Source organism: Mycobacterium sp. (assembly GCF_965277065.1).
In the GTDB taxonomy this organism is placed as follows: domain Bacteria; phylum Actinomycetota; class Actinomycetes; order Mycobacteriales; family Mycobacteriaceae; genus Mycobacterium.
In genome coordinates, this window is record NZ_CBDIBT010000019.1 from 30,254 (window position 1) to 45,987 (window position 15,734).

14 protein-coding genes are annotated in these 15,734 nt (G+C 65.5%); 4 read left to right on the plus strand and 10 right to left on the minus strand.

Annotated elements, in window-relative coordinates; translation table 11 throughout:
- Positions 1–41 precede the first annotated feature (41 nt).
- From ACQY5A_RS17250 to ACQY5A_RS17265, 4 genes are all read left to right on the plus strand, one after another.
- Entirely contained in the window at positions 42–1,160 is a 1,119-nt protein-coding gene (locus ACQY5A_RS17250) for an alkaline phosphatase family protein (RefSeq protein ID WP_428341585.1), read from the plus strand.
- Positions 1,161–1,299: 139 nt separating this feature from the next.
- A complete protein-coding gene (locus ACQY5A_RS17255; protein ID WP_428341586.1) occupies positions 1,300–2,418 on the plus strand; it encodes a HoxN/HupN/NixA family nickel/cobalt transporter in 1,119 nt (372 codons plus the stop codon).
- 262 nt (positions 2,419–2,680) lie between these two features.
- A complete protein-coding gene (locus ACQY5A_RS17260) occupies positions 2,681–2,980 on the plus strand; it encodes a PE family protein (RefSeq protein WP_428341587.1) in 300 nt (99 codons plus the stop codon).
- 11 nt (positions 2,981–2,991) lie between these two features.
- Positions 2,992–4,203: a PPE family protein gene (locus ACQY5A_RS17265; RefSeq protein WP_428341588.1), complete on the plus strand. Its 1,212-nt coding sequence runs from the start codon at positions 2,992–2,994 to the stop codon at positions 4,201–4,203.
- A gap of 9 nt (positions 4,204–4,212) precedes the next feature.
- On the opposite strand, the gene ACQY5A_RS17270 is transcribed toward ACQY5A_RS17265, so the two are convergent.
- From ACQY5A_RS17270 to ispG, 10 genes are all read right to left on the minus strand, one after another.
- On the minus strand, positions 4,213–4,992 hold the full coding sequence (locus ACQY5A_RS17270; protein ID WP_428341589.1) for a 3-oxoacyl-ACP reductase: 780 nt from the start codon (positions 4,990–4,992) through the stop codon (positions 4,213–4,215).
- A complete protein-coding gene (locus ACQY5A_RS17275; protein WP_428341590.1) occupies positions 4,989–5,801 on the minus strand; it encodes a gamma-glutamyl-gamma-aminobutyrate hydrolase family protein in 813 nt (270 codons plus the stop codon). Before ACQY5A_RS17275 ends, ACQY5A_RS17270 begins: the two co-directional genes overlap by 4 nt.
- Positions 5,782–7,158 (minus strand): glutamine synthetase family protein, encoded by a 1,377-nt coding sequence (locus ACQY5A_RS17280; protein WP_428343206.1) that lies wholly within the window; start codon positions 7,156–7,158, stop codon positions 5,782–5,784. Before ACQY5A_RS17280 ends, ACQY5A_RS17275 begins: the two co-directional genes overlap by 20 nt.
- Positions 7,152–7,703: an alpha/beta hydrolase gene (locus ACQY5A_RS17285; protein ID WP_428343207.1), complete on the minus strand. Its 552-nt coding sequence runs from the start codon at positions 7,701–7,703 to the stop codon at positions 7,152–7,154. The genes ACQY5A_RS17280 and ACQY5A_RS17285 overlap by 7 nt, the downstream gene beginning before the upstream one ends.
- 185 nt (positions 7,704–7,888) lie before the next feature.
- Positions 7,889–9,391 carry a cobyric acid synthase gene (locus tag ACQY5A_RS17290; RefSeq protein WP_428343208.1) on the minus strand — a complete coding sequence of 501 codons (1,503 nt, stop codon included), beginning with the start codon at positions 9,389–9,391 and terminating at the stop codon, positions 7,889–7,891.
- 9 nt (positions 9,392–9,400) lie between these two features.
- Positions 9,401–10,258, minus strand: a complete 858-nt coding sequence (gene map, locus ACQY5A_RS17295; protein ID WP_428341591.1) for a type I methionyl aminopeptidase — start codon at positions 10,256–10,258, stop codon at positions 9,401–9,403.
- 28 nt (positions 10,259–10,286) lie between these two features.
- Positions 10,287–10,871: a DUF1707 SHOCT-like domain-containing protein gene (locus ACQY5A_RS17300; RefSeq protein ID WP_428341592.1), complete on the minus strand. Its 585-nt coding sequence runs from the start codon at positions 10,869–10,871 to the stop codon at positions 10,287–10,289.
- An 833-nt stretch (positions 10,872–11,704) separates the two neighbouring features.
- Entirely contained in the window at positions 11,705–13,522 is a 1,818-nt protein-coding gene (locus tag ACQY5A_RS17305; RefSeq protein WP_428341593.1) for a penicillin-binding transpeptidase domain-containing protein, read from the minus strand.
- Positions 13,523–13,674: 152 nt separating this feature from the next.
- The gene (locus ACQY5A_RS17310) at positions 13,675–14,529 is read right to left on the minus strand and encodes a GNAT family N-acetyltransferase (RefSeq protein WP_428341594.1); all 855 of its coding nucleotides are present in this window, start codon (positions 14,527–14,529) and stop codon (positions 13,675–13,677) included.
- 45 nt (positions 14,530–14,574) lie between these two features.
- Positions 14,575–15,732, minus strand: coding sequence for a flavodoxin-dependent (E)-4-hydroxy-3-methylbut-2-enyl-diphosphate synthase (gene ispG, locus ACQY5A_RS17315; RefSeq protein WP_428341595.1), 1,158 nt, complete (start codon positions 15,730–15,732; stop codon positions 14,575–14,577).
- Positions 15,733–15,734: the final 2 nt, after the last annotated feature.

The window sequence follows — 15,734 nt, forward strand, 5'->3', positions numbered from 1 at the left end:
TCGCACCCATTGAGCGGATCGGGCGCTGTCAGACTGACGTCGTGCCCGGTTCGATCTGCGATGTGCTGCCCGCCGCGGCCGCGTTGCTTTCCGTCGACGGGGCGGTGGACGCGCTCGGGGTGACAGCGGTGCTCGGCAATGTGCGGCGCGTTGTGGTCGTTCTCGTCGACGGGATGGGCTGGCACCTGCTGCCGGAACTGGCCGCCAACGCACCACTGCTGGCATCCGTGTTGGCCGGTGACGCGGGTCGGCTTGACGAGCTCGCCTGCACCTTCCCTTCCACCACACCGACCAGCCTTGCGTCGTTCGCCACCGGGGTCGCTCCGGGTCGCCACGGGATTCTGGGTTTCACCGTCAAGATCCCCGATACCGACCGGGTGCTCAACCACATCTGGTGGCGCGACGATCCGCCGCCCCGCCAATGGCAGCCCATCCCAACATGGTTCGAACGACTGCGTTGGGCCGGCGTCGGTGCTCGTGCTGTGCTGCCTGCGGCGTTCGTAGGCAGTGGGCTCACCGAGGCGGTATACCGCGGTGCCCAAATCGTGGCGGCCACCAACGACGACGATTACGCCCAGCTCGTGGTCGACCAGCTACGGGCCGCGCCCGGTTTGGTCTACGCATACACCGCCGCAGTCGACACAGCAGCTCACCTGTTCGGTATCGGCTCGCCCGAGTGGCACGCCGCCGGGACCTCCGTGAACACGCTGCTCACGCGGTTGGTCGAGGCGTTGCCTCCGGATGCCGCACTGTTGATCACCGCGGACCACGGCGGGTTGAACGTGCCGCACGAACGGCGGATCGACCTTGACGCCGATGCGCGGTTGAGTGCCGGGGTGCGAGTTGTCGCCGGCGATCCGCGCGTGCGCTACCTGCACACCGAGCCTGGCGCGGCTTCCGACGTGGTCGCTGCCTGGAGCGAGCTGTTGGCTGGGCGAGCCGAGGTGCGGAGCCGCGACGACGCCGTCGCGGCTGGGCTTTTCGGATCCGTGCTACCTGATCACTTGCCGAGGATCGGCGACGTCGTCGTCAGCTGTTTGGGTGACACCGCAGTGCTGGCCAGCGCCCACGAGCCGACGGAAGTGGCGGCGCTCATCGGCTTCCATGGAGCCAGCGACTCGGTTGAGATGGCTATCCCGCTGATCACCTTCCGGGGCTGACCGAAGCGCCGCTTCGGTGTCCGATTGCCCGAATTTCGACTGCAAAATATTCGCAGAATTCCTGCGAATCATCTGCAAGACGCCCATTGGAGGTTTAGCGTCAATAGCGGCCGGGGTTCATATCCAGATGGGACGCGACATGGCCGCTGACACACTCAGCAGGCAATCCACGTCGCGCACTCGGCTACGCGGGGCTCTGACCCCCGACGAGTGGCTGCGCCTGGGATCGATGTTCGCGGTCATCGCTGCGCTTCATGTGATCGGTTGGGGCACACTGCTACTCGTCGTCGAGCCGGCGCATTTGAGCATCGGGGGCAAGGCGTTCGGGATCGGCATCGGCCTGACCGCCTACACCCTGGGTCTACGCCACGCATTCGACGCCGACCACATCGCCGCGATCGACAACACCACCCGCAAGCTGATGAACGACGGGCGGCGGCCGCTTAGCGTGGGCTTCTTCTTCTCGCTCGGCCACTCGTCGGTGGTGTTCGGGCTGGCACTGCTCATCGCGTTCGGGCTCAAGGCAATAATCGGGCCCGTCGAGCAGGACTCTTCGGCCCTGCATCACTACACCAGCCTGATCGGCACCAGCGTCTCGGGCGTGTTCTTGTACCTGATCGCCATCATCAATGTGGTGATCCTGGTGGGCATCCTGCGGGTGTTCGCGCAGATGCGCCGCGGCCGCTACGACGAAGACGAGCTCGAAGCGCAGCTGAACAATCGCGGGCTGCTCAATCGGCTGCTCGGCCGCTTCACCAAATCGGTGAGCGCGTCGTGGCACATGTATCCGATCGGGGTGCTGTTCGGCCTGGGCTTCGACACCGCGACCGAAGTCGCGCTGCTGGTGCTGGCCGGCACCAGCGCCGCGGCCGGACTGCCGTGGTACGCCATCTTATGCCTGCCGGTGCTGTTCACCGCGGGGATGTGCCTGCTGGACACCATCGACGGCTCGTTCATGAATTTTGCCTACGGCTGGGCCTTTTCGAATCCAGTTCGCAAGGTCTACTACAACATCACGATCACGGGCTTGTCGGTGGTCGTCGCCCTGCTGATTGGCACCGTCGAATTACTCGGACTGCTTGCCGAGCAGTTCGGCTGGACCAGTGGATTCTGGAGCTGGCTGGGCGACATCGACCTCAACGCAATTGGTTTTCTCATCGTCGGCCTGTTCGTGGTCACATGGGCCGGCGCCATGTTGATTTGGCGCTACGGGCGCATCGAGGAGAAGTGGACGGTGCAGGCCGAACGCGTCGGCTGAGACGCGTCAACGAGTCGGCCTGGGTTCACCCCAGGTCGCGATCACCACCACGTCGGACTCGGGTGCGAAACCCAAGATCGTTACAGCCCTGAGCTGAACCGGTGGCGTTCGCCGCCGACACACATCGATGACCGCAGATTTCCATCCGGTCGGCGTTGCGGCGCTTGCTGTCTGCAATCAGCCTGCGCCGAAACACTTTTCACGCAAATCCGCGCCTTGAACTTGCGTTGCCCTCGTGCGCCCTGATTCAAAGGAGAAACCCATGTCGTTCGTATCCATCCTACCGGAGCTGTTATCCACTGCAGCGGAAAACCTTCAATCCGTCGGCGTGAGACTCAACGCGCAGAACACCGCAGCAGTGGCACCGACCACCGGTCTGATCCCGCCCGCCTCCGACGAGGTATCTGCCTTGACGGCAATGCAATTCACTGCTTATGCGCACGCCTACCAGACGGTGAGCGCGCAAGCTGCGGCGATTCACCAGATGTTCGTGACGATGCTCGCGGCCGGTGCCGATTCGTATGCCACCACCGAGGCCGCCAACGCGGTCGCTACCGGATAGGAGGATTTGCAATGGATTTCGCAACTTTGCCGCCAGAAGTCAACTCCGGGCTGATGTACACCGGGCCAGGTTCCGGACCGATGATCGCGGCGGCCGCGTCCTGGGATAACCTCGCGACCGAGGTGGCCTCGGCCGCAGGCGATTACGGGTCGGTGATCTCCGGCCTCACCAGTGGTCCGTGGCGAGGCCCGGCCTCGTCGTCGATGGTGGCCGCCGCCGCACCATACGTGTCCTGGATGAATGCCACGGCCGAGCAGGCCGAACAGGCCGCCAGCCAGGCCAAAGCGGCGGCCAGTGCCTACGAAGCCGCGTTCAGCGCGACGGTTGCGCCGCCGGTCATCGCAGCCAATCGCACGTTGTTGGCTTCACTGGTGGCCACCAACATCCTCGGCCAGAACACCCCGGCGATCGCGACGACCGAAGCACACTACGCCGAGATGTGGGCCCAAGACGCCGCGGCGATGTACGGCTACGCCGGATCCTCAGCAGCCGCAACGACATTGACGCCGTTCCTCGAACCGCCTGCGACCACCACGGTCGGCCAGGCAACTGGTGCCGGAACCTCGTCGTCGCTATCACAGCTGGTGACCTCGGTCCCCGCAGCACTGCAAGGGCTCGCCTCGCCTGCGACGTCGTCGGGATCGGCATCTGGACTGCAAGGGCTTTTCGATTTACTGTCCGGGAATTCGACGTCCACGAGCGGACTCTCGGGTATCTTCGCTGACCTGTTCAGCTCAAATGGCTTGGGGCTCAACGCCAATATTTGGAACACCATATTTTCCTCCGGCTTCTACACGCCGGCTAACACGCTGGGTGCCTTTACGAGCTTGTTCGGCGGCGGGGCTGCGGGTGACGCGGCGGCTGGGGCCGGGCAAGCAGCGGCGGCAGCCGACGGAATAGCCGGCGCAGTGGCGGCACCGGCCGCGGGACTGGGTGAGCTCGGCGGTCTGGGCGGCTCCGTGTCGGCCGCCGTCGGTCGTGGTTCGGCGATCGGAGCGTTGACAGTGCCGCCTGGTTGGACAGCGGTCGCGCCCACGGTGAACCCGCTGTCCGGGCTATCCGGGGCGGCGCTGGGAGGCATGCCGCCGGCACCTCCGCCCGCAGTCGCGGCCGGCATACCCGGGATGTCGTCCGCTAACGCGGCCGGAAACCGCTTTGGCACCGCCACTCCCCGATACGGAATCCGCCCGACGGTGATGGCACACCCACCGGCAGCGGGATAACCGGCAGCGCTACAACGGCGTGGTGTAGGCGGCGCTGATGCCGCCGTCGACCAGGTAGCTCGCCGCGGTGATGAATGACGCGTCGTCGCTGGCCAAGAATGCAACCACAGCGGCGATTTCGTCGGCTTCGCCGAATCGGCCCATCGGCACATGCACCATCCGCCGGGCCGCACGTTCGGGGTCATTGGCGAAAAGCTCTTGCAGCAAAGGAGTATTCACCGGCCCGGGACACAGCGCGTTGACCCGAATCCCTTGCCGGGCGAATTGCACCCCGAGCTCGCGTGACATGGCCAACACCCCGCCCTTGGAGGCGGTGTAAGAGATCTGCGACGTCGCCGAACCCATCACCGCCACGAACGAGGCGATGTTCACGATAGACCCGCGACCGGCCGGCGCCATGTGCCGCAGCGCCGCCCGGCAGCACAGGTACACCGACTTCAGGTTGACGTCTTGCACCCGCTGCCAGGCCGGCAGTTCGGTGTTCTCGATCAGATCGTCATCCGCTGGTGAAATGCCGGCGTTGTTGACCGCGATGTCGACCGAGCCGTAGCTGCTCGCCACGTGATCGAACAGCGAATTGACCGAGCCTTCGTCCGAAACATCCACTGGCACATACAGACGGCTCACCTCTTCGGCTGCCGCGGTGCCGGTCCGCTCGTCGATGTCTGCGATGACCACGGTGGCTCCCTCGTCATGCAGCCGCCGCGCCGAGGCCAGCCCGATACCGCCGCCGCCGCCGGTGACCACGGCGATTCTTCCGGCCAGCCGCTGCGTCAAGTCAATGGTCATTGGTGCCGCTCCTTCTCATCGCTTTCGCTCTGCATCGTCGCGGGCACGTATTGCTCCTTCTCGTTCGCGTAGGCCCGCGCCGCCTCGACGATCGCCGAGAACAGCCGCAGGTCGTCCAAACTCTCCTCCGGATGCCACTGCACGGCGAGGACGAAGCCCTCGCCCGGCAGTTCCAATGCCTCGATCACGCCGTCGGCATCCCAGCCGCTGACCACCAGCCCGTCGCCGAGCTCGGCGATGGCCTGATGGTGGTAGCAGCGCGCGTCGACGGATTCGCCGACCAGGTCGGCCAACTGGGTGCCTGGCACTGTGCGTACCGGCAGCGTGGTGAATACCGCGTTGCCGGCGCGATGTCCGCTGTGGCCGATCACGTCGGGCAGGTGCTGATGCAGCGTTCCGCCGAGCGCGACATTGAGCACCTGCGCACCACGGCAGATACCCAACACCGGAAGCCGACGCTCGAGCGCGGCCCGCAACAGCGTGAACTCCCACGCGTCGCGGGGCTGTGCGGGTTCGTCGGTACTCGGATGCGGTTGTTGACCGTAGGCCGCGGGATCGACGTCGGTGCCACCGGTGATCAACAGCCCGTCCAAGCTGTCGAGAACCCGCTCGGCGATCTCGGCGTCCACCGCCTGCGGCGGCAGCAATAGTGCCACCCCGCCGGCCGCGGTGACGCCCTGAAAGTAAACCGCCGGAAGGAAACTGGCGCGCACATCCCAAACTCCCAGTTGCGCCCGGTTCAGATACGTGGTCAGACCGATCACCGGCCCGGCTCCTCGGGTCGGAGGTCTAGAACCGCTCAAAACCACGCACTCGCTCCCAATCGGTGACCGCCGCGTTGAAGGCGGCCACCTCGACGCGGGCGTAATTGACGTAGTGGTCGACGACCGCATCGCCGAACGCTCGCCGTGCGACCGCTGACGCATCGAACAGCGTCGCGGCTTCGGCCAGCGTACCGGGCAACCGCTCGACACCGCCGTCCGCGGCAAGCTGATAAGCGTTGCCCGCACACGGATCCGGCAACGGCAGTTCGTGTTCGATGCCGTGCAGCCCGCCGGCGATCAGCGCCGCCACCGCAAGGTACTGGTTGACGTCCCCGCCGGGCACCCGGCATTCCACCCGCAAGTTGTCTCCGTGACCGACGACGCGCAACGCGCAGGTCCGGTTGTCGAAACCCCACGCCACCGCTGTGGGCGCGAAGCTGCGATCGGCGAACCGCTTGTAGGAGTTGATGTTCGGCGCATACTGCAGTGTCAGCTCGCGCAAGGTGGCCAACTGGCCCGCGACGAAGCTGCGGAACGTGGGCGACATGCCGAACGGTTCACCGTCCTGCGCGGCGACCACGGATCCATCAGCCGACCTCAGCGACATGTGAATGTGGCAGCTGTTGCCTTCGAGCGCATCGTATTTCGCCATGAAGGTCAGCGATTTGCCGTGCTGGTCGGCGATTTCCTTCGCGCCGTTCTTGTAGACCCCGTGGTTGTCGCAGGACACCAGCGCCTCGTCGTAGCGGAACCCGAGCTCCTGCTGTCCCTTGTTGCACTCCCCCTTGACGGCCTCCCACTGCAGTCCCGCGCCTTGCATGTGCTGGCGGATGTCCCGCAGCAGCGGCTCGAGGCGGCTCGAAGGCATCACCGCGTAGTCCAGGTTGTAGTCGCTGGCCGGTGTCAGCTCGCGATACCCGCTCGCCCAGGCCTGGCGGTAGGTGTCGTCGAAGACCATGAATTCCAGCTCAGTGGCGACGCAGGCGCGCAGACCGCGTTGGTCCAAGCGATCCAACTGGCGGCGCAAGACCTGGCGCGGAGATGGTTCGATGGGGCTGCCGTCATGACTCGTCAAATCGGCGAGCACCAGCGCCGTGCAGGGCAGCCACGGTGCCCGCCGCAGCGTCGAGAGGTCCGGCCGCATCACCATGTCGCCGTACCCGGAATTCCAGCCCGACGTGGCGTATCCGTCGACGGTGTTCATCTCGACGTCGACCGCGAACAGGTAGTTGCAGGCCTCCGCGCCGGCCTCAGCCACCTCGTCGATGAAGAACCGCGCCGACACCCGCTTACCCATCAGCCGGCCCAGCATGTCGCTGAACGCAACGATCACGGTGTCGATGTCGCCGGCCGCGACGAGTCGCTCGAGCTCGTCAGGCGACAGGCTGGCAGCAGTCACCAGGTGCTGGTGCGTAGGACGATCTCGGCGGCCAGTTGCGCGGTCGACTCGTGGGCGTTACGCCGTCCGAGCAACTCGACCACCCGGTAGTCGCCGTAGACGAACCGCTGGCTGGCCCGGGCCACCGCGTGGGCGGCGGGGTTGCTGACGAGCGCGGTCGTGTTGATCTCGACCGGCGGGCAGTCCGCGTCACGCACCACACCGGCTTGGTCGGCGGCCCGCGGGTGGCCCCGGTCGATCACCACCAGGCCGGTGAAACGGTCCAGCCGGGTGGCCGCCAGCTCCCACGCGATTTCGGCACCGTCGCGATCGCCGGCCAGCACTCCCCAACTGACGTCGAGCACGTCGAGAATGCCCACCACTGACTTGGGCCTCAGGCGGGGATCCGGCGCGATAGCGATGGTGCGCAGCGACGCGGTGTGCAGCCGCTCGCATAACGCCTCATAAGCCGGTAGAGCCCGCTGAGCCGCACACAGCAACACCACGACGGAGCCCTTCTCCGGACCGGTGTCGCAGACCTGGATGGGAAACCCGTCGACGGTAGTCATCATCGCCGAAGGCACTACCGCAAATTACAGTGAATTGGCCCGCGCGCGGGCCATTTTCGGGCGGATCGTTAACCGTGTGGCAATTGGAAACGTTTGCGCAACATGCACAACTCTTGCGACGATCGCTGCGACAAAACGTCACGGTGTCCACGAAAACCTTTGGTTGAGGCAGCCATTGGCGGCAGTCAGCGCAGCGCGGTGACGATCGTCGGACGCGGCGGCGGGTTTCCGTCCAGCAGTCCGATGACCGCGTCGACGTCGAGGCGGGCATCCAGTAAGTCGGACATCAGATCGAGTTGAGCGTCGCGTCGCGCGGCCACATTGGTGTCGTCGGCAACGACGAACCCGTCGCGCTCGGCGGCGGCTGCAGCGGCGGTCAACCACCGGCGGCGGAAGTCGTCATTGTCGAACAGGCCGTGCCAGTGCGTGCCGTACACCTGGCCACGCTGGTATCCCTCCGGCACCCCGTCTACCTCGAACCAGGTGGCCTCGGTGCATCGGTCCACCCGGCCATGATGGATCTCGTAGCCGTGTAGTGGGTCCTGCCGCCGACGCAGCACCTTCTCGGGTGCGAACACGATGTCGGCATCCAGCATCCCCATTGCCTCGACGCGGCCGGATCGGCTTTCCACCGGGTCGTCGATCGATCGGCAGAGCATCTGAAAGCCCCCGCACACGCCCAGCACGGCGCGGCCTGAGGCGGCGTGCGAGCGGATGGCCTGTTCCAACCCTCGATCACGCAGCCAGGCCAAATCAGCGACGGTCGATTTGGTGCCCGGCAGCACGATCACATCGGTATCGGCCAGGTCGGCGGGCTCGCGGACCCAGCGGACCAGCACGCCGGGTTCGCACGCCAGCGCCTCGACATCGGTCGAGTTGGAGATCCGCGGCAGGCGCAGCACGGCCACGCGAAGCCATTGCGCGCCTCTCGGCGCCTGCGGCGTGCCCAGAACGCGGTGCGCCAACACCGGGACGGCGTCCTCGGTGTCCAGCCACAGGTCATCGGTGTAGGGCAGGACGCCGTAGGTGGGACGGCCGCTGATGTCGGCGAGTTGGCGCAAACCCGGCTCCAGCAGCGAGACGTCACCGCGGAATTTGTTCACGATGAATCCGGCGATCAGTGCTTGGTCCTGCGCGTCGAGCACCGCCACGGTTCCGAAGAAATGCGCGAGCAGACCGCCGCGGTCGATGTCGCCGACGATCACGACCGGAAGGTTCGCCGCGCGCGCCAGGCCCATGTTGACCAAGTCATTTGCCCGCAAGTTGATTTCGGCGGGTGATCCCGCCCCCTCGCAGATGACCGCATCGAATTCATTTCGCAGCCTTGCCAATTCGTCGTGCACGACCGCAGCCAGCTTGTTGCGATCCGACCAGTACTCCGCGGCAGTGGCCGTGCCGGCCACGTGTCCTTTGACCACCAGCTGCGAGGTCATGTCGCTTCCGGGTTTGAGCAGGATCGGGTTGAATCGCACGCTGGGCGCCAGGCCCGCCGCGCGGGCCTGCATCGCCTGCGCCCGGCCGATCTCGCCGCCCTCGACGGTGACCGCGGAGTTGTTCGACATGTTCTGCGCCTTGAACGGCGCAACCCGAATTCCCTTGCGAGCCAGCAACCGGCACAGTCCGGCCACCACCATCGATTTACCCGCGTCGGATGTGGTGCCGGCGACCAGCAGCGCGCCGCTCACGATCTCATGGGGTCATGGAACAGTCAGGATTTCCACGCCGGAGTCGGTGACAAGCAGGGTGTGCTCGAATTGCGCGGTCCACTTGCGATCTTTGGTGACGACGGTCCAATCGTCGTCCCAGATCTCGTAATCCAGCGACCCGAGGTTGATCATCGGCTCGATGGTGAAGGTCATCCCCGGCTCGAGGATGGTTGTGACGGCGGGCTGATCGTAGTGCAGCACCACCAGGCCGTTGTGAAATGTGGTGCCGATGCCATGGCCGGTGAAATCGCGAACGACGTTGTAGCCGAACCGGTTTGCATACGACTCGATCACCCGGCCGACCACCGACAGCGCGCGGCCGGGTTTGACGGCTTTGATCGCTCGCATGGTGGCCTCGTGGGTGCGCTCGACCAGCAGCCGGTGCTCCTCTGAGACGTCGCCCGCCAGAAACGTGGCATTGGTGTCGCCGTGGACACCGTCGACGTACGCCGTAACGTCGATGTTGACGATGTCGCCGTCTTCGATCACGGTCGAGTCCGGAATACCGTGGCAGATAACCTCGTTCAGCGACGTGCAGCAGGATTTCGGGTAACCCTTGTAGCCCAGGGTCGACGGGTAGGAGCCGTGGTCGACCATGTAGTCGTGGGCGATCCGATCCAGCTCGTCAGTCGTCACTCCAGGGGCGACGGCCTTACCCGCCTCGGCGAGCGCGCTGGCGGCGATCTGCCCGGCGACCCGCATCTTCTCGATCACCTCGGGCGTCTGCACCCACGGCTCGGTGCCCTCGCGTGCCGTCGACTTGCCGACGTATTCCGGGCGCGCGATCGACCTGGGCACCGGGAGGGTCGCGGAGACTACGCCGGCGGACAAAGCGGAACGAACAGGCATGTTGTCAGGGTATCCGTAATCCGGTACCTCAGACGCGGCCGCGGCGGCGCACCAGCGACCGGCGCGGACCCTTGACCTTCACCGAGCCGCAGACCACCCGCCCGGTCAACACGACGTGCGGCGTGCCCTCTGCCGGCGCGACCTTTCGCCGATCGCTGGCACTGCCGCCGTAGACCTCGACGTCGTCGAGGGAAGCGCTGGCGCCTTCGGGCAATCGGATCTCAACCGAACCGAACCGCATGTCGAGTTCGATGACCACCACCGGTCCCGCGAATCTGGCTTTGACCAGATCCAGCTCGACCGATCCCATTCGACGCACCAGCGCCAGCCGGGTGGGGACGGTCCATTCGCCGTGGCGCTTGAGCGAGCCGGCCCACCCCCGCAGTTCGACCCGGTCGGCGGCAGAGGTGACGATCGCCCCAGGACCGGGCAGATCGCCGACTAGGCTGTCGAGCTCGTTGCGGGTCCGGGCGTAGGACACGTGGGTCGACCGCTCCTCGAACTCGCTGATGTCGATCAGTCCGAGGGCGACGGCGTTGTGGAGGCGCCGCAGGGTGCCGTTGCGGTCGGCATCGGAGACGCGCAGTTCGGACAGTTCGTCTGGACGTGTCATGGCTGTTCCAATCTACCGCCGCGGGTCGCTGCGACGGACGCTGTACGACCACCCCGCAGGGCACGGCGAGTTGATCCTGGAAGTACGCAATTGAGTTCGCTGTGAACCGCCACCGAGGGCCATTTGCGCCGAGACATTCAAATTTAATGCTGAATTGAATTGATCTTGTTCTTGAGTATCGACATTATTGATCGAGACGTCAAACCATTGTTGGCGCTTCTCAGACACGGCATTCACAAAACCGGATTTCGTATCCAGCTTTCCGGATTAGCTCTCACATCGTGAGACACGAACCGGGCATTCCTCGCTTCTCTGGCGAGTCCGATCACCATCTCGCCACGGCCTTTCAGTTAATTGTAAGGCGTTGACGTGCAATTTTGGCTTGCGCTACCCATTCGTGCCCGCAACCGGGCCGCCGACACGCCGTATTGGTTCAGTTATCTAACGGATCAAACATCCTCGAACCGCAGGTAAGAGTAGGCTGAACGCTGTTAGTGGTTCGCCTGAGTTTTTTTTTAGCGCTTTGCTTAACTCGGCGGCCAATCTGTTATACGCTTCGACCCGTCAACGGCTCGTCCGCCATGGGGGAAATTGGGACTCATGTGCGAGCCAACGGCAGTAGATATATCCACCTCTGTAGAGGAGGTGGCCGTCTGGACCGGTGGGGATGGGGGTCTTGCCCACCGGTCCAGACGCCAGACGTCGAGCCAGCAGGTGGGACAACGCCGGAGCCCCCGGGGTCTGCAGGCTCGGCGAAATGAAAACCTGTCGCCCGGCCGCCCCTCGCGGCCGGGCGGCAGCTTTTTGCCCAAGTTGTTGTCGCCGAACGGCTTTCAGGCCAGGTAATCGGCGGGCATCGACTCGAACATGAACTTGGTCATCCGCACCGCGTACTCGGAGCTGCCTCCCCCGACGATCAGCGACGCGAAGGCCAGATCGCCGCGGTAGCCGGCGAACCAGGAATGCGAACCGCCGGGGAACTCGGCCTCACCGGTCTTGCCGTACACCTCGCCGCATCCGGCAATCTCCTTGCCGGTGCCGTTGGTCACCACCAGTCGCATCATCGGGCGCAGACCTTCGATCATCTTCTCGCTGATCGGACTGGTGTCCCCGGTGATCGTCGTGGGCCGTCCCTCGATGAGCTTGGGCACCGGCGCCTTTCCGGCCGCCACCGTCGCCGCGACCATCGCCATACCGAACGGGGACGCCAACACCTTGCCCTGGCCGAAGCCGTCCTCGGTGCGCTCGGCAAGATCGACGGTCGGCGGCACCGATCCGGTGACCGTGCTCAGGCCGTCGATCTGATAGTCCAGCCCTATGCCGTACTTGTTGGCGGCCTGCGTCAGACCCCGCGGCGGCATCTGGCTGGCCAGCTGGGCGAAGGTGGTGTTGCACGAACTGGCGAACGCGCGTGACATCGGCACCGTGCCCAGATCGAACCCGCCGTAGTTGGGAACAACACGCTGTCCGATGTCGAGATGGCCTGGGCAGCCCAAAAGCGTGTTGGGACTTGCCATATCGCGTTCGAGCGCCGCGCCCGCGGTGACCATCTTGAACGTCGACCCTGGCGGGTAGAGGCCGGTGGTGGCCGTCGGCCCCAGCGCGTCGGCGGCGGAATTCTGCGCGACGGCGAGGATCTCCCCCGTCGACGGTTTGATCACCACGATCATCGCCTGGCGGCCCTGGTTGTCCACCGCGCGCTGAGCAGCGTTCTGCACGGTACGGTCCAGGCTGATCGACACCGACGGGGCCGGGGCCGGTTGAACCTCGTGAAGCACCGCTAGGTCGACGTTGTTTTGGTTGATGCTGACCACGCGCCAGCCCGCCTCGCCGTCGAGCTCGTCGATCACCGCCTTCTTGACCTGGTTGATCAGCGCCGGCGCGAAGTGATAGTCCGTCGGTAGCAGTTCAGCCTGCGGTGTGATCACCACACCAGGCATGCTGCCGAGAGCTGGGGCGATGTTGTTGTTGTCATCGGTGCGCAGCGTGATCAGATCAACCGGCTTACCTGTGCCGCTGGCCTGCTCGGCCAGTCGCTGCGGGTCGTTGATCGTGTCGTCGAGGGGATGCAGAACGTCGACCACCGACCGGGCGGTGCTGATCAGGAATGCGCCGGCCTTCGACGCGTCCAAGGTGTAGTGGTACAGGTAGCCCGGCGCCAGCACGTCGCTGCCGCCGACTTCGTTGACCGAGGCGCGCTTGGGAGGATCCGCGCGCAGCGCCAGCGTCTGATGCTCACCGAGATGAGGATGCAGGTCGGTGCTGCTCCAGCGGATCTGCCAATGACCTTCGTAGCGAGCCATTTTCAGCTGCCCGTCGTACGTCCACCTCCGGTTCTTGGGCAGATGCCAGGTGTAGCGGTAGCTGATCGACCCGGTGTCCTCGGCGTACTTCGATCCGAGAATCTGGGTGTCGAGGTGGCTGGCCTGCAGACCCGCCCAGGCAGCATTGAGAGCTTCGCGTGCATCACTGGGGTTGTCGCTGAGGTCGGCGGCCGCCGCAGTGTCGCCGGTGGCCAACGCCGCGAAGAACTTCTCGGCCGCGGGCGCAGGCCCCTCTTGTTTCGGCGTGCAGGACGAGACCGCGCCCGTCACCACGAGTACCGCAGCACCAACTGTGGCTGCTGATGCCATTGTGAATTTTGTTGCCATTGTGGCTGATGTTATGGAATTGGTACCGCCGACCGGCGGAGGCGCACCGAGAAAGGGTCATCGTGCGCATCGAGATCGACGGCAGCGCGCAAAAGTGCGAGTGGAGATCGCGCTGACGTCGATCTCGGCGTGGTTAGCGAAGCGCAGGTTGGTCAGTCCAGCAGAACGGTGGCGAACGTGCCGATCTCGTCGAAGCCGATCCGGTCGTATGTTGCCCGCGCCACGGCGTTGAAGTCGTTGACGTACAGGCTGGCGGTGCGGCCGGTGCCGACGATGACCGCGGACAGCGTCGCGGTGCCGGCCGTGCCGAGGCCGCGGCCACGCCATTCGGGATGTACCCACACGCCCTGGATCTGGCTGACCGTCGGGCTCTGCGATCCGACCTCGGCCTTGAAGACCACCTCGCCGTTTTCGAAACGAGCCCATGCCCGCCCCGCCGCGATCAGGCTGGCGACCCGGCGGCGGTAGCCGCGCCCGCCATCGCCGATCCGCGGGTCGACGCCCACCTCGCCGATGAACATGTCGATCGCCGCTACCAGATAGGTGTCGAGTTCGTCCGGCTTGACTTGCCGCACCCCCGGATCGATCGCGCAGGTCGGCATCGTGGTCAGCGCCATCAACGGTTGACGGTCCCGCACATCGCGCGCGGGGCCCCAGGCCGGCTCGAGGCGCTGCCACATCGGCATCACGAACTCGGCCCGCCCGACCAGCGACGAGCACCGTCGTGACCCGGTCAGCGCCGCATCAGCGAATGCGTACAAGTCGTCGAGTCGGCCACGCAGCGGAATCAGGTTGGCGCCGGCGTAGCACAACGACTCCTCCGGCCCGCGGCGCGTCCACAGCTCACCGCCGATCGAATTGGAATCCAAACCGTGATCGGCGACCCTGGCGGCCACCATGCACGAGCCGACCGGGTCTTCGTCGAAAACCCGGCGCACCGAAGTGCCATCGCGCACAACTGACACCCGTCGCTCGCTGACCATGCGGCGGATCGGCGGAGCCGACATACTGACTCTTTCTGCGACCGGATATTGAGCCCGATTAGCCCAATATCAGCTTACGGTCACAACTGGCGTACCGCTCGCCGTTGACCCGTCCGCGCCCGTCTCGTTAGCCAATCGCATTGCCTCTTCAATCAATGTCTCGACGATCTGCGCCTCGGGCACGGTCTTGATCACCTCACCGCGGACGAAGATCTGGCCCTTGCCGTTGCCCGAGGCGACGCCGAGGTCGGCCTCGCGAGCCTCCCCCGGCCCGTTGACGACGCAGCCCATCACGGCCACCCGCAGCGGCACGTCGAGCCCGTCCAGACCGGCTGTGACTTCGTTGGCCAACTTGTAGACGTCGACCTGCGCACGTCCGCACGACGGGCAGGACACGATCTCCAGCCCGCGCGGCCGCAGGTTCAGCGACTCGAGAATCTGAGTTCCAACCTTGACTTCCTCGACCGGCGGCGCCGAGAGCGAAACCCGGATGGTGTCGCCGATGCCCCGCGACAGCAGAGCGCCGAATGCGACGGCCGACTTGATGGTGCCCTGGAAGGCCGGACCGGCCTCGGTGACGCCCAGGTGCAGCGGGTAGTCGCACTCGGCGGCGAGTTGCTCGTACGCCGCGACCATGACGACCGGGTCGTTGTGCTTGACGCTGATCTTGAGTTGGGAGAAGCCGTGCTCCTCGAACAGCGACGCTTCCCACAGCGCCGACTCAACGAGCGCTTCAGGGGTCGCCTTGCCGTACTTCTCCATGAACCGCTTGTCCAGCGATCCGGCATTGACGCCGATACGGATCGGAATACCCGCTGCGCCAGCGGCTTTCGCGACCTCCCCGACGCGGCCGTCGAATTCCTTGATGTTGCCCGGGTTTACCCGGACCGCGGCGCAGCCGGCGTCGATCGCGGCGAAGATGTATTTCGGCTGAAAGTGGATGTCGGCGATGACCGGGATCTGGCTCTTCGTGGCGATCGCGGCAAGCGCGTCGGCATCCTCCTGCCGCGGGCAGGCCACTCGCACGATGTTGCAGCCGGCGGCGGTCAACTCGGCGATCTGCTGCAGGGTCGCGTTGACGTCGTGAGTTTTGGTGGTGCACATCGACTGCACCGAAATCGGGTGATCGCTGCCCACCCCGACGTCTCGGACCATCAGCTGTCGCGTCTTGCGCCGCGGTGCCAGCGTGGGCGCCGGCGCTGCCGGCATACCCAGACCTGTGGTCACTG

Bases quoted from the DNA above. Each gene is read 5' to 3' on its own strand.
- ACQY5A_RS17300 (WP_428341592.1), bottom strand. From the start codon at position 10,871: ATGACACGTCCAGACGAACTGTCCGAACTGCGCGTCTCCGATGCCGAC.
- ACQY5A_RS17285 (WP_428343207.1), bottom strand. From the start codon at position 7,703: ATGACTACCGTCGACGGGTTTCCCATCCAGGTCTGCGACACCGGTCCG.
- ACQY5A_RS17270 (WP_428341589.1), bottom strand. From the start codon at position 4,992: ATGACCATTGACTTGACGCAGCGGCTGGCCGGAAGAATCGCCGTGGTC.
- ACQY5A_RS17255 (WP_428341586.1), top strand. From the start codon at position 1,300: ATGGCCGCTGACACACTCAGCAGGCAATCCACGTCGCGCACTCGGCTA.
- map (WP_428341591.1), bottom strand. From the start codon at position 10,258: ATGCCTGTTCGTTCCGCTTTGTCCGCCGGCGTAGTCTCCGCGACCCTC.
- ACQY5A_RS17310 (WP_428341594.1), bottom strand. From the start codon at position 14,529: ATGTCGGCTCCGCCGATCCGCCGCATGGTCAGCGAGCGACGGGTGTCA.
- ACQY5A_RS17260 (WP_428341587.1), top strand. From the start codon at position 2,681: ATGTCGTTCGTATCCATCCTACCGGAGCTGTTATCCACTGCAGCGGAA.
- ACQY5A_RS17265 (WP_428341588.1), top strand. From the start codon at position 2,992: ATGGATTTCGCAACTTTGCCGCCAGAAGTCAACTCCGGGCTGATGTAC.
- ACQY5A_RS17305 (WP_428341593.1), bottom strand. From the start codon at position 13,522: ATGGCAACAAAATTCACAATGGCATCAGCAGCCACAGTTGGTGCTGCG.